14 protein-coding genes are annotated in these 13,954 nt (G+C 38.8%); 9 read left to right on the top strand and 5 right to left on the bottom strand.

Going from position 1 to position 13,954, the window contains the following annotated elements; all coding sequences use genetic code 11:
* Positions 1 to 143 precede the first annotated feature (143 nt).
* From ACO6UW_RS05160 to ACO6UW_RS05150, 3 genes are read right to left on the bottom strand one after another with little or no spacing between them, the layout of a single operon-like run.
* The gene (locus tag ACO6UW_RS05160; protein ID WP_057062357.1) at positions 144 to 1,307 is read right to left on the bottom strand and encodes a cupin domain-containing protein; all 1,164 of its coding nucleotides are present in this window, start codon (positions 1,305 to 1,307) and stop codon (positions 144 to 146) included.
* A 30-nt stretch (positions 1,308 to 1,337) separates the two neighbouring features.
* Positions 1,338 to 1,931 carry a Maf family protein gene (locus tag ACO6UW_RS05155; protein WP_057062356.1) on the bottom strand — a complete coding sequence of 198 codons (594 nt, stop codon included), beginning with the start codon at positions 1,929 to 1,931 and terminating at the stop codon, positions 1,338 to 1,340.
* Positions 1,931 to 2,314, bottom strand: a complete 384-nt coding sequence (locus ACO6UW_RS05150; RefSeq protein ID WP_057062355.1) for a DUF2237 family protein — start codon at positions 2,312 to 2,314, stop codon at positions 1,931 to 1,933. The genes ACO6UW_RS05155 and ACO6UW_RS05150 overlap by 1 nt, the downstream gene beginning before the upstream one ends.
* A gap of 138 nt (positions 2,315 to 2,452) precedes the next feature.
* Here ACO6UW_RS05150 and ACO6UW_RS05145 point away from each other — a divergent pair, with 138 nt between their 5' ends.
* The 3 genes from ACO6UW_RS05145 (at position 2,453) to fba (ending at position 5,165) form a co-directional block, all read left to right on the top strand.
* Positions 2,453 to 3,637: a phosphoglycerate kinase gene (locus ACO6UW_RS05145; protein ID WP_057062354.1), complete on the top strand. Its 1,185-nt coding sequence runs from the start codon at positions 2,453 to 2,455 to the stop codon at positions 3,635 to 3,637.
* 123 nt (positions 3,638 to 3,760) lie between these two features.
* The gene (locus ACO6UW_RS05140) at positions 3,761 to 4,006 is read left to right on the top strand and encodes a hypothetical protein (RefSeq protein WP_057062353.1); all 246 of its coding nucleotides are present in this window, start codon (positions 3,761 to 3,763) and stop codon (positions 4,004 to 4,006) included.
* A gap of 121 nt (positions 4,007 to 4,127) precedes the next feature.
* Positions 4,128 to 5,165: a class II fructose-bisphosphate aldolase gene (gene fba, locus ACO6UW_RS05135; RefSeq protein ID WP_002121428.1), complete on the top strand. Its 1,038-nt coding sequence runs from the start codon at positions 4,128 to 4,130 to the stop codon at positions 5,163 to 5,165.
* A 117-nt stretch (positions 5,166 to 5,282) separates the two neighbouring features.
* On the opposite strand, the gene ACO6UW_RS05130 is transcribed toward fba, so the two are convergent.
* Both ACO6UW_RS05130 and ACO6UW_RS05125 read right to left on the bottom strand, forming a co-directional pair.
* Positions 5,283 to 6,593 carry a peptidylprolyl isomerase gene (locus ACO6UW_RS05130; RefSeq protein WP_057062352.1) on the bottom strand — a complete coding sequence of 437 codons (1,311 nt, stop codon included), beginning with the start codon at positions 6,591 to 6,593 and terminating at the stop codon, positions 5,283 to 5,285.
* Positions 6,593 to 9,034 carry an LPS-assembly protein LptD gene (locus ACO6UW_RS05125; protein ID WP_057062351.1) on the bottom strand — a complete coding sequence of 814 codons (2,442 nt, stop codon included), beginning with the start codon at positions 9,032 to 9,034 and terminating at the stop codon, positions 6,593 to 6,595. The genes ACO6UW_RS05130 and ACO6UW_RS05125 overlap by 1 nt, the downstream gene beginning before the upstream one ends.
* Positions 9,035 to 9,154: 120 nt before the next feature.
* Between ACO6UW_RS05125 and ACO6UW_RS05120 the strand changes: the two genes are divergently transcribed.
* The 6 genes from ACO6UW_RS05120 to ACO6UW_RS05095 all read left to right on the top strand — a co-directional run bounded on the left by ACO6UW_RS05120 (position 9,155) and on the right by ACO6UW_RS05095 (position 13,951).
* Positions 9,155 to 10,168, top strand: a complete 1,014-nt coding sequence (locus tag ACO6UW_RS05120; protein WP_057062350.1) for an aminoglycoside phosphotransferase family protein — start codon at positions 9,155 to 9,157, stop codon at positions 10,166 to 10,168.
* Complete coding sequence (gene murU / locus ACO6UW_RS05115; protein WP_057062349.1) at positions 10,168 to 10,857, top strand: N-acetylmuramate alpha-1-phosphate uridylyltransferase MurU; 690 nt, start codon at positions 10,168 to 10,170, stop codon at positions 10,855 to 10,857. The genes ACO6UW_RS05120 and murU overlap by 1 nt, the downstream gene beginning before the upstream one ends.
* 87 nt (positions 10,858 to 10,944) lie before the next feature.
* Positions 10,945 to 11,577, top strand: a complete 633-nt coding sequence (gene rsmG, locus ACO6UW_RS05110; RefSeq protein WP_032057021.1) for a 16S rRNA (guanine(527)-N(7))-methyltransferase RsmG — start codon at positions 10,945 to 10,947, stop codon at positions 11,575 to 11,577.
* 21 nt (positions 11,578 to 11,598) lie between these two features.
* Positions 11,599 to 12,381 carry a ParA family protein gene (locus ACO6UW_RS05105; RefSeq protein WP_002121458.1) on the top strand — a complete coding sequence of 261 codons (783 nt, stop codon included), beginning with the start codon at positions 11,599 to 11,601 and terminating at the stop codon, positions 12,379 to 12,381.
* Complete coding sequence (locus ACO6UW_RS05100) at positions 12,378 to 13,265, top strand: ParB/RepB/Spo0J family partition protein (RefSeq protein WP_002121476.1); 888 nt, start codon at positions 12,378 to 12,380, stop codon at positions 13,263 to 13,265. Before ACO6UW_RS05105 ends, ACO6UW_RS05100 begins: the two co-directional genes overlap by 4 nt.
* 50 nt (positions 13,266 to 13,315) lie before the next feature.
* Positions 13,316 to 13,951: a MotA/TolQ/ExbB proton channel family protein gene (locus ACO6UW_RS05095; RefSeq protein ID WP_002121473.1), complete on the top strand. Its 636-nt coding sequence runs from the start codon at positions 13,316 to 13,318 to the stop codon at positions 13,949 to 13,951.
* Positions 13,952 to 13,954 lie beyond the last annotated feature (3 nt).

The raw sequence follows: 13,954 nt of genomic DNA, 5'->3' as shown, positions 1-13,954 counted from the left end.
AACTCCAATATTTTTGCGATAAGTCGATTTTAAAATTTAAAAAGGAAAATTAGTAAACAAAAAACAAATTTATTTTTGAGTTTGTCGGCCAATTTAAAAGTGGACTTCCCGTTGCTTTGAAAAGTCCACTTTTATTAAGTTTCTTACTCTGAAGGTGGCAAAAGCATCAAAATAGATTCATTGAGTAAGTAAGCAACATTTTCAAGGATTTCAAGCTCATTAAATTCGCTATCGAAAGCTAAGCTTTCTCCATCAGCAATAGCTTTTAATTTTGGTGCGAAAGTTTCAGCTATACATAGCGCTTCGCCATTTCCCCAGAAGTTTAGAATTCCGTTATTTTCTGTATAAAGTAGGCGAGAGGCAGGTTCTAATAGAACTTCATAACCTTCATGTAAGATCTCTTGAAGATCATCGGCTTCGATCTCATCAGGTTCTGGAATATTATCTGGATATTTAGGTTCGCTCATATAAGACATGATTGCTGCATCAAGTGCTGCAGAGTCTTGCAACTGAGCTAAAACTAAGTCTTTTAGATAGCTTAGTTCAGTTGAGTTAATTTCACCAATTTGACTCATTTGTTTGCGTGCGATGTCTATAACAGGATTTTGAAGTAAAGTATTGGCTGAAAATTGATCGCTAATGCGTTCCATCATTCCTGCAATGTTTGGCATGCGAAAGCCAAATGAGAAAGTTAAGCAGCCATCTTCGGCAACCCCATAATGTGCCATTCCAGGTGGAACATAGAGTAAATCACCTGGTGCTAAAACTTCATCAAATTGCACATCTATTTCTGGCAAAAGTTTTAATGGTTGATTGGGTACAAATGTAGTATTTACATCGCACATTTGACCTAGCTGCCAGCGACGATGACCATGACCCTGAACTAAAAACACATCATAAAAATCGAAATGTTTCCCAACTGAACCACCCTTAGGTGCATAAGACACCATAATATCGTCGCGGCGCCATTGAGGAATAAAAGGAAATTTTTTCCAAAGTTCAGAAAGATCAAAAGAGTAGTGATCTACTGCCTGTACTAAAATTGACCATAATTTTGGTAGCTTTTGAAAATCCCCTTTGGTTAAAGGTGAAGACTTTACGTGCCATTCATTTGGATTTTTATCTTTTTGGCGAATCAGTCTGGCACTTGCATGTTCTTCCAAGGCAAGTTCTTGAACATCCTGAGGTTGTAAAAGACCTATAATTTCTGGTAATCCGTTACGCACCAGTAAAGGTTTTTTCTGCCAATACTCTGCTAAAAATTGCTCGGCAGTAATACCGCCTAAAACTGTTAAAGGTTCTGTCATGGAAATAACCTATTTATAAAATATCTAGAATTAAGGAATTTGTAGATCAAGTTGCCTTAAAATATGGCAAAGTTGAATCATAGGAAGACCCATAAGTGTAGTCTGGTCTTGGCCTATCATTTTTTCAAACAAGCTAATTCCTAAACTTTCGCACTTAAAGCTGCCAGCGCAATGTAGTGGCTGATCTAATAAAACGTATCGTTCAATTTCAGCTTGATTCAGGTTTCGAAATTTAACTTGATAATGTTCAACAAGCGTTTGTTCAAAGTTTCTATCGAGCCATTGCACGCTAAGCGCTGTACTAAAAAAAACAGTTCGACCAGAATTATCTGCTAGTTGTGCTTTAGCATTTTCACTAGTCATCGGTTTGCCAATAAAGTCATGCGGAGCATGTTCTCGCCAAGCAACTTGATCTGAACCAATAACGATGGCTGATGGGTTCTGTTCAGCAATCACCTGAGCTTTTGTGAAAGCGAGCCTTTTTGCAAGTTCATCGGCATGGGTTTCATCGCGAGGACTTTCATCAATATCGGGACTAATACAAATATAATTAATTCCAAGACGGTCCATTAAGTCTTTGCGAGTTTGACTACTCGAAGCCAAAATAATTTGTGGCTGAACCATTACACTGCAAATTCCATTAATACATCTAAAGGTACATAGCTTAATACAGCTTGATGACATGCATGTATTTTAATAGGAGGGGCTTCACCCGCTTGATAAGCCTCTACCCAGCGAGTTACGCAGATACACCAGAAATCACCCGGTTTCAGACCAGGGAAACCTACTTCTGGCAAAGGGGTAATAAGATCATTACCAATTTTCTGAGAGAAATTTAAGAAATCAGCGGTCATTTGTGCACATACGGTGTGCTGACCAAGGTCTGTTACTGCTGTGTGGCAGAAACCATTTCTAAAATAGCCTGTAATAGGGTCAAAGCAACAACTTGCTAAAGGTTCCCCTAAAACATTTAAGCGATTGATTTGTGGATCTGGATGAATAGACATAATGGGTGAAATATCAAATAACTACCTCTATCATAATCAAAACTGGGGCTTTCTACAGCTTTTATGCAAAAAAACTAACCTTTTTTGATGTAATCATTTAAAATTGGCGCGTTTTTAAAATCATAAAGAGAGCTTTACATGAATTTTCAGCGTATGACTGACCTTAACTTAACAGGCAAACGTGTCCTTATTCGTGAAGATTTAAACGTTCCTGTCAAAAATGGTGTGATTACTAGCGATGCTCGCTTACGTGCAGCATTACCAACTATTAAAGCTGCTTTAGATAAAGGCGCAGCAGTGATGGTATGTTCACATCTAGGTCGTCCTGTTGAAGGTGAACCAAAGCCAGAACAATCACTTGCACCAGTCGCTGCTTATTTAACAGAAGTATTGGGTCAAGAAGTTAAATTATTAACAGATTATTTAGAAGGCGTTGAGGTTGAAGCTGGTCAAGTAGTATTGCTTGAAAATGTACGCTTTAACCATGGCGAAAAGAAAAATAATCCAGAGCTCGCTCAAAAATATGCTGCTTTATGTGACGTGTTTGTTATGGATGCATTTGGTACTGCTCATCGTGCAGAAGCATCTACTGAAGGTGTAGCTCGTTTCGCTCCAGTTGCTGCTGGTCCTTTGTTGGCTGCTGAGTTAGATGCACTAGGCCGTGCAATGCAAACTCCAGAAAAACCAATGGTTGCAATTGTTGCTGGTTCTAAAGTTTCAACTAAACTTGATGTTTTAAACTCACTTTCTAGTATCTGTGATCAACTGATCGTTGGTGGCGGTATTGCAAATACATTCTTAGCAGCTGCTGGTTTTAACGTTGGTAAATCATTATATGAAGCTGACTTGGTTGAAACTGCTAAACAAATTGCTGCTAAAGTAAGTGTTCCACTTCCTACAGATGTTGTAGTTGCTGATGCATCGCAAATTAATTTTGAAGATTTCTTAGGTTCTTTAGCAGCAGCTCAAGCTGTTGTGAAGAAAGTAGAAGATGTGACTGCAAATGATATGATTTTAGACGTTGGTCCAGAAACAGCTAAAGCATTTGCTGATATTTTAACAACATCAAAAACGATCCTTTGGAATGGTCCAGTAGGCGTATTTGAGGTAGATCAATTTGGTGAAGGTACGAAAGCGCTTTCTCTTGCGGTTGCTCAATCGGAAGGATTCTCGATCGCTGGTGGTGGAGATACATTAGCTGCGATTGATAAATATAACGTAGCTGACCAAATTGGTTATATTTCTACAGGTGGTGGTGCATTCCTTGAGTTTGTTGAAGGAAAAACATTGCCAGCAGTTGCTGTTTTGCTTGAACGTGCTTAATACTGTTATATAGAAATAAGAAGGGATTGGGTAACCAATCCCTTTTTCATTGATAAGTCATTAAACTGTCATATATTTGCAATAAAATGTCGAGTATTAAATCACCAACTGTGGAAAATAGTGATGAATTTAAAGCTTACATTTGCTGCTATGTTAATTGTACCGATGATGTTGACTGCTTGTGCTAAGAAAGATGAAGCATCTCAAGCGGGGCAAGAATCAGCTGCATCTACTGCTGTTTCTGAAAAAGTAACGCCTGAGCAACAAGCAGCAATTGATGCGATTGATAAGCCAGTTCTAGATGAAAAGAATACAGATGTGGTTGAAGGTAGTGCGCAAAGTGAGGCTGCTGCTTCAGAAACACATTAATTTGTTGTTTTTTGTTAAAAAATCCCTGCAAATGCAGGGATTTTTTTTGAAATACTGTGATTTGTTGCTGAATTGAAATAAATGACAGGGTAGAATAAGCCGCACTACCTGGGAGGATATTATGGCACTCATTTCAATGCGCCAGCTCTTGGATCACGCTGCTGAACATAACTACGGCGTACCAGCATTTAACGTAAATAACTTAGAACAAATGCGTGCAATTATGCTTGCCGCGGATGCAACCAATTCACCTGTAATTGTTCAAGCATCAGCTGGAGCTCGCAAATATGCAGGCGCTCCATTCTTACGCCATCTTATTTTGGCTGCAATTGAAGAATGGCCACATATTCCAGTGGTAATGCATCAAGACCATGGAACAAGCCCTGATATCTGTCAGCGTTCAATTCAGCTTGGCTTTAGCTCAGTGATGATGGACGGTTCATTAGGTACAGATGGTAAAACACCTACTTCTTACGAATACAACGTTGATGTAACTCGTAATGTTGTTGCTTTAGCACATGCATGTGGTGTTTCTGTCGAAGGTGAGATTGGCTGTTTAGGTAGCCTTGAAACTGGTATGGCTGGCGAAGAAGACGGTGTTGGTGCAGAAGGTGTACTTGATCACTCACAACTTCTTACTTCTGTTGAAGAAGCGACTCAGTTTGTTGCCGATACTAATGTAGATGCATTGGCGATTGCTGTAGGTACTTCACATGGTGCTTACAAGTTCACTCGTCCACCTACAGGTGATATCTTGGCAATTGACCGCATTAAAGAAATTCATGCGGCATTACCAAATACTCATCTTGTTATGCATGGTTCAAGTTCTGTGCCGCAAGAGTGGTTGAAAGTAATCAATGAGTTTGGCGGTGATATTAAAGAGACTTATGGTGTACCTGTTGAACAGCTTGTAGAAGCAATTAAACATGGTGTGCGTAAGATCAATATCGATACAGACTTACGTTTAGCATCTACTGGTGCAATTCGTCAGTTTATGGCTGAAAACCCAGCTGAATTCGATCCACGTAAATACTTTGCTAAAACTGTAGATTCAATGAAGCAAATTTGTATTGATCGTTATGAAGCGTTTGGTACAGCTGGAAATGCTGACAAGATTCGCCCGATTTCTCTAGAGAAAATGGTTGATCGTTATAAATAATTCCCGTTAGGGTTTAATTTAAAGAAACCGGTTATTTATATAACCGGTTTTTTATTATGTAAATTTCATGCATAAAAAACCTGTGACAAACACAGGTTTTAATAAAGAGAAAAAGAGTTACTTTTGTAAGTTCTTTTTGTCTAGACTTGGATCTTTGATTTCTACATATGCATTTGCACGTACTTCACGTAACCAGCTATCAATCTCAGTGTTGAATTGGCGTTCACCTAAAATTTGACGTGCCATACGCTCTTGATATTCGTGCGTCATATCTTTTTCACGTTTATCTGTTACTTGTAAGATATGCCAGCCGAATTGAGTTTGGAACGGTTCGCTAATTTCACCTACAGGAATTTCCTGCATTTTTTTATCAAATTCAGGAACCATCATTCCAGGTGTTACCCAACCCAAACTTCCCCCATCACGTGCTGAACCTGTGTCATTTGAATAGGTTGCTGCAAGTGTTGCAAAATCTTGACCAGCTTTTAAGCGTTTATAGATGTTATCAATAATTTGCTTAGCATTCTCGAGAGTCACTACTTCAGATGGCTGAATGAGAATGTGGCGGGTTTGAAATTGAGGTACTAAAGCTTTTTGCTCATTTTGTTTGCGTTCAAGAAGCTTTAAAACATGTACACCATCACGTACTGAAACTAAGTCAGTCGTTTGACCATCTTGTAATGGTGTAATACGAGCCGCAAGTTCAGCAGGAATATCAGACAGTGGGCGGAAACCCATATCAGCACCTTCAACTTTTACATTTGCAGTTGAAAGTTTTTTCAAAGCATTTATATCATTACTTTGAGCAAGCTTTGAACGCACTTCTTGAGCTACAGATTGAACTTCTTGTGCATTGTCACCAGAAATGCGCATATGAATTACATGTGCTTGATTACCTAACGCAGCTTGTCCCTGAGGTGATTTTAAGAAGTTTTCTACATCTTGATCACTAATTTTAATACGAGACATCACTTGTTGTTGACGCAAACGACTAATCGCTAAATCCTCAGCGATTCGGCCACGTAAACTTTCATAAGTTCCTGGTGCCATAGCATCCAATTTTTGCTGGAAAGCTTCTAAACTTTTACTTCCAGATTGATTTGCTACTTTTAAGACTGCTTCATTTAAGCTTTTTTCATCAGGTTTGATGCCATATTTTTTAACTTGTTCAAGTTGGGCTTGACGCAAGATGAGTTGATCTAATACCTGAAACTGCAAGTATTGCTGAGGTGGCACTTCTTTCTTTTGAGCTTGCAGTTCATGAGCTGCTTCAGCCATACCTTGTTGAAGATCGCTTTTTAAAATTACGCTATTGTCCACAATTGCCACAACTTCATCAGCGGGTTGGGCAAAACTATGCATTGATGAAGAGATTAGGGCAGCAAGTGTAGTTGCTTTAAAAAACTGTTTAAGATGCTTTGTCTTCATTAACGTTGTGTCCAAGATTGATTAATTTTGTTAAAACCTAAAACGCGATTTTCAAGTAAAGACGCGAGTTTATTGTTTAAACCACCTAAACCTTTTAGTGTAATTTCGGCCATGATCGCGCGCTTTTCACTAACATCTGGAGATTTTGGATCGTCTAGATCGTTATAGTATGAACGGCCATAGACAGAAATACCCCAGCAACATGACTCATAGTTAACTCCTAACAAGAGTTCACGGGCAACATCATTGTCCATGTCATATTGTACGTGGCCCATAATACGCCAATTGTCTTTAATTGGTTGTATAAACGATGCAACAACTTGGTCATAAGTATCTTGACGACCAGGAATATCTTTACGATAGAAATAGCCTAAGTTATATAGATTTCCTTTATCACCAGTATAGTAAAGTTGGAAGTCACGTTGAGCATTGTCACCATTCGACATCCAAGCTGAGTTGGCAGCAATGGTAAAGTTTTGGTTAAGCTGGCTTGATAGACTCACCACAGGACCTGTGTTGCGTTCAGTATCAATTTCATCTTGTTGTCGTTGTAAGGTGACACGACGGTCTTCGAAATAGTAACTTTGGCCTACGCTTGCACGTAAACGCTCTAAACCTACTGTGTCAAAAAGGCTATAACTTACACCTAATGATAAAAAGTTATTGTCTTCTAGGCGGTCATGACCATAAAAACGGTAAGGGTTAAATAATTGATCATAACTTACTGACGCAGTGGTTGAGTCAAAGTTAGGATAACCATCTTGATTTTTGTATGGCGCATATGCATAGAAAGCACGTGGTGTAAGTGTTTGTAAATACTTACCATCACGTTCAAAGTTCAGTCCAGTGTCTAACGTAAATTGAGGTACAACGACTGATTTATTTTCGGAACCACCATCTAGATTTTGAGATGCGATACTGTCCTTATCATAAAACGTTTGAATAGAACGTACAGAGACTTCAGGAATCACAAAAGCTGCTGGTGTACGGTAGTTATAACGCGTTGCAAACTGGTTATAAATACGTGTACCACTACTTTCTTGAGCAGAATCATCATTAATTGATTTCTTAAAGTAAGCAGTGTCGTTATTAAATTCGTATTGTAGTCCTAGTGGATTACCAGTGACGTAATTTAATAAGAATTGTGGCAAACGCGCGTATGGTTTATCTGCATCTGCAACTTCAGGATCAAGTGTCTGGAAATCTTCGACCTTAAGCTGTGCTTTTAAACCCGGAATACCATGTTGATAATTAAGTTCCCAAGCTCTACGTAAGTTAAGATCTGTTTTAGAGTTAGGACTGCTATCTAAGTCAGAGAAATAATCTTTATCTGATGCATAGTTATATTCGAGGTTAGTAGACCACTGGTCGTTGATATCCCAATTATGTAAAAAATGGAAATCTTTACGATCTTTGTCATTATAACTTTTGTCAGATGGCAAGATGCCACCCCACATTTCACCAGCACCAAAGCCATCGGTTAAATATCTAAACTCGCCTTTTAGCATTGCACCGCGGTCTGCTAAATATCGCGGAGTAAGTGTCAAATCATAGTTAGGTGCAAGATTTAAATAAACTGGAACAGAAAGCTCAACACCACCATCGTTTGAGAAACCAAATTGTGGGTTGAGAATACCTGTAGTACGGCGGTCATCAATCGGGAAGTTAAAATAGGGAACAGCTAGAACAGGAACATCCTTAACATATAATTTTGTTCCACGAGTTACGCCGCGTCCAGTTTCCTGATTTAACTCAATTTTATTGGCTTGGATTTTCCAACCGGGTTTTTGGCCTGGTGGGCAAGTCGTATAGGTTGCATCATTAAGAACCATAACATTTGGTGAGGTTCTTTCGATTTTTCCTGCATGACCATGGGCATGTTGCTGTTCAGAAATATAAAAACTATTATCTAAATTCCCGGTTTGGGTTTTTAGGTTGTAATTAATTTCATCACTCTGTGAAAGTAACCCGCCTTGAGCTAACTGTACTCGACCTTGTGCATGCGCAAAGGTTTGGGTCTTATCAATCGTTACTTTGTCAGCACGAACTGTGCGTCCTTCCTGATCAATAACGACATCACCTTCTAAAACAGAATCACCCGCTGGATTGTAATGTCCGTAGTTAGCAGTAACGACAGAAGTCGCTTTGTCGGCATCTAAAGCTTTGGTTTCAGGGTTAATTGGTGTAACCCATGTGCCTTGGCAAAATGCCGAGCTTAAATATTTATTGTCACGAAGCTGAGCTTCAGGTGCAGATTTATCAACATAATATTGCTGAAAGAATTCTTGACCTGGGTAAGCTTCCTTGATGCTCGCTTTAAGTTGATTATTGTCTATATTGGAGACAACATCAGTTGACTCAGCATAACTTGATTGTATGGAGCCACATAAGAGCGTAAAAATAGCTGTCGCTAAAGGATTAAATTTAAACTGATGCTTCATTGTCTCATTAACCAAGTATGCTAATTCACAATTAATTATTGTCGCATCATAGAGAAAAAGTTTATAAGTGGCTACACTTAACCCTTCAAAAATCTCAGCTTGTTTTAGATTTTATTGCAAATGAATACACAACGTGAACAATTGATATATACATGGCTTACATCTGTTCTTGAAAATGATCAATTTAAGATCGCTTTTTTAGCAGGTGATGCAAGCTTCCGCCGTTATGCGCGTATCGAGTTACAAAATAAAACGTATATGCTCATGGATGCCCCTCCAGAAAAAGAAGACTGTGTTCCGTTTGTGACCATTGACGAGTTTTTTGCGAGCCATGGCGTACGTGTGCCTCAGATCGTCGCGAAAGATCTGGCTCAAGGTTTTCTATTGTTAGAAGACTTTGGTGATGTGCTTTTGTCGACATTATTAACTAATGAAACTGTTGATAAATACTACGAACAAAGTTTTAAACAACTTATTCAATTGCAGTCTATTGACGGGACTAATCAGTTCCCAGCTTATTCTTACGAAAAATTAATGTCGGAAATGCAGCTACTCACAGACTGGATGTTGCCGTCGCTTTCTATTCACCCGACTGCTGAACAGAAAAAAACGATTGATAATGCATTTGACTTCTTGGCTCACGCTGCATTAGCCCAACCGCAAGTTATTGTACATCGAGATTTTCATAGTCGAAATTTGATGAAAATTACCGATGAGCAAGAATTAGGGGTAATCGACTTCCAAGATGCTGTTATTGGCGCTGATACATATGATCTAATTTCGATTACTCGTGATGCATATGTTCAATGGAACGCTGATCGTGTTTATCAATGGTTTAAAGTGTTTTATGACCTGTTGCCAGCGTCGACTAAACAAAACCGTAGTTTTGATCAATTTAAACGTGATGCAGATTTAATGGCGATCCAGCGCCATATTAAAATTCTAGGTATTTTTGTTCGCTTGTTTGAACGTGATGGTAAGTCAGGTTATTTGAAGGATTTACCACGTGTCATGTGGTATTTGCTTGAAGAAAGCCGTGGTTACCCTGAGCTTGAAGAGTTTATGGTATTTATGAATAACATCGTGATGCCTAAATTTATCGAGAAATATGGTAGCTATGAGGTAGCAGCATAATGAAAGCAATGATTCTTGCTGCTGGCTTGGGCAATCGTATGCGTCCACTTACGCTATATACACCAAAGCCTTTGCTCGAGGTGGGTGGTAAACCCCTGATTGTGTGGCATATTGAAAAACTTAAGAAAATTGGTGTGACTGAAATAGTCATCAATTCTGCATGGTTGGCCGACAAGCTCATCAGTAGTTTAGGTGATGGCTCTCAATTTGGTGTGGATATCCGTTGGACACGAGAGGATGAAGGGTTAGAAACAGCTGGTGGAATTATTAATGCTTTGCCACTGCTTGGAACAGATCCTTTTATTCTGGTGAATGGAGATGTATGGACCACAATGAATTTTGAAGGTCTGCGCCATATTAAGCTAAATGATGATTTGGCACATCTTGTGTTGGTTGATAATCCTAAACAGCATCCTGAAGGCGACTTTACATTATTGGATGGGCGCGCTTTTACATTCGATCAAGATGTGACGGGCGAAAACCTCACTTTTAGTGGTCTATCTGTTATTCATCCTAAACTTTTTGACGGATTGGAAGCGGGTAAGCGTCCTTTAGCTCCACTATTGAAGCAAGCGATGCATAATCAGAAAATATCTGGTGAAAAGCTTAAAGGTGCATGGGTAGATGTGGGAACGCCTGAGCGTTTAATGGAGCTAGATTTGCAAATTCGTGAAGGCTTCTACGATTAAGTGTGTAATCCCTAATCGTTAACTAGTGTTCCACGATGCATAAATGGGTATACTTTGTTTTAAATTTTACTTAGATGTTATCTGTTTATGCATCCGTTTTTTCAAGAGTTACAACAGGGTAGTCAAAAATTAGGTTTATCGCTTAGCGATGAAGCTTTGACATTATTGTTGAAGTATCAAGATGCTTTGGTACTTTGGAACAAAGCTTATAATCTAACAGCGATTCGTGATCCGAAAGAAATGTTAGTGAAGCATTTGTTAGATAGCCTAAGTATTTTGAAAGATTTGCCAACGGGCCGTTTGCTTGATGTAGGTACAGGTGGTGGTATGCCGGGCATGATCATTGCTTTATGTCAGCCGGAACGCTCATGTGTATTGCTTGATTCGAATGGTAAGAAAATTCGTTTTTTGAAACAGTTTATTGCTGACCTTAAGTTAAAAAACGTAGTAGCCGTGCAAACACGTGTTGAAAATCAAGATACAATTGATGAGCTTGGTCAATTTGATGTGATTACAAGTCGCGCTTTTGCTTCTTTAACGGATTTTGTGGATGCAGCTCAGCCATACTTGCATCAGAGCAGTATAATTGCAGCAATGAAAGGAGTTGTGCCAGTTGAGGAAATTGAGCAACTTAATCAGGACTTTTCATGTAAAGTGATTGAGCTGCGCGTACCAAGACTTGATGAACAACGTCATTTACTTTTACTTCAACGTATTTAAATAAAAAGTATTAGGGTTACCATGGCTCAAATTATTGCGATTGCAAACCAAAAGGGTGGTGTTGGTAAAACAACGACTGCAGTAAATCTTGCAGCGTCTCTAGCTGTATTAAAGAAACGTGTATTACTTGTAGATATGGATTCACAAGGTAATGCTACGATGGGGTCTGGTATTCAAAAGAACGATCTTTTGTATTCCATTACGGATGTTCTACTTGGTGAAGTACCAATTGAAACGGCCATTCAAAAAGCAGAAGTTGGATATAAAGTTTTAGGGTCTAATCGTGAACTTTCCGGTGTTGAGCTTGCTATTGCAGAACAAGAGGGCCGTGAATTCATTCTAAAAAATGCTTTGAATGAAATCCGAAACTCATTTGATTTTATCATTGTGGATTGTGCGCCAAGCTTGAGTTTGATTACTGTCAATGCTTTGGCAGCTGTAGATAGTGTAATCATTCCAATGCAATGCGAATATTATGCGCTAGAAGGTTTAGCTGATTTAACCCAGACTATAGATCGTATTCAAAAGGCATTAAATCCTGATTTAGAGATTATTGGTGTATTACGTACAATGTACGATGCACGAAATGCTTTAACACGTGATGTATCTGCTGAGTTAGAACAGTATTTCGGAAAAAAACTTTATGATACTGTCGTTCCGCGTAATGTTCGCTTAGCAGAAGCGCCGGCGCATGGTTTGCCTGTTATATATTTTGAGAAAAGTTCTAAAGGTGCAGTTGCATACTTAAATCTTGCAGCTGAGATGTTGAAGAAAAGTAAAGTAAAGAAAGGAAGTAAAGTATGAGCATCAAAAAACGCGGATTGGCTAAAGGACGTGGTTTAGATGCATTACTTGGTTCAATTCAAAAAGAAAAATTACAGCTGGAAGCACAGGCACTTGACCACGGACAGTTGAAACAAATTGATGTAAATTTATTGAAACGTGGTGAATATCAACCACGTCGCTTTATTCATGAGCATGATTTGCAAGAGTTAGCATCTTCTATTGAAAAACATGGAGTGATGCAACCTATTGTAATTCGTCCAGTTGATGATGAATCACATCCATACGAAATCATTGCTGGTGAACGACGCTGGCGTGCAGCGCAACTTGCGGGTTTAACTGAAATTCCTGCAATTGTTCGTGATTTAAATGATCAGGTTGCCATTGCATTAGCACTTATTGAGAATATTCAGCGTCAAGATTTAAATCCGATTGATCAGGCTATAGCCTTGCAGCGTTTTCATGATGAATTCGGTTTGAGCCATCAAGAAATTGCTGACACAGTAGGGAAAGCACGTACTACCGTAAGTAATTTACTTCGTTTGTTGAGTTTGGCGGATGAAATTAAAGATTTCATGCAGCAAGGCCAGCTTGATATGGGGCATGCTCGAGCTATCTTGACGTTAAAGGGTAAAGATCAATTAGACGTTGCTAAAATCGTAATTGAAAAAGGACTATCTGTTCGTCAAACAGAGCAATTGGTGCGTGATAGAAGTGAGCCTAAGCAGGAGAAGGAAAAAGCACCTGTAGCACCTGATATTGAACAATTGACACAAAAATTATCAGAGCGTTTTGGCGCTAATGTGAAAATTGATCATAATCAAAAAGGTAAGGGTAAGCTTGTTATTCATTACCATACTTTAGATGAGTTAGATGGCATTTTAAATATTTGTTTGCCTAATTAATTTGTATTTGGGTCATATATTTCTAATTTTATATTCTTGGGGAAGAAGATATGTGGGAACTTGTGAGAGCGGGTGGCTGGTTGATGCTGCCTTTAATTCTGTGCTCAATTTTAACTGTTGCGATCAGCATTGAACGTTTTGTTCGGTTAAGACGTTCACAAGTTCTACCCAAAGCATTAATTGATGATAGTTCGTTAAGAACTGAAGATATTGTGGAAAATTTGGAACAAAATGTAGAAGTGCAAAACAGTGCATTGGCTCACATTTTAAAAGCAGGTTTTGATCATCGTGAGCATGGTGAGCAATTTGCACGTGCGCAGATGGAAGTTGCAGCTTCTCAAGAAATTTCTTATTTAGAAAAAAATATTAATTTTTTGGGCACTTTAAGTGCTGTAGCGCCGTTACTGGGATTGCTTGGCACTGTGGTGGGAATTATTGAATCATTTCTTGTGATTGATTTTGGATCGGCTGGTAGTCCAAGTTTAATGATTCCGGGTATTTCTAAAGCGCTTATTACTACAGCTGTGGGAATGTTAATTGCGATTCCTGCTTTAGTTGCTTATCGCTATTTTCAAAGATTAGTACAAGATTATATTACTGACCTAGAACAGCAATCGACTTTATTTCATGCCTCATTGTTCTATAAACGTTCCTCGTCTATAGCAGAACATCGTCGTGTTGGGTGATGG

Source organism: Acinetobacter sp. JADD-222, from assembly GCF_049310645.1.
Note: the sequence above shows the minus strand (reverse complement) of the source record. Positions and strands in the feature narration are given on the sequence as shown.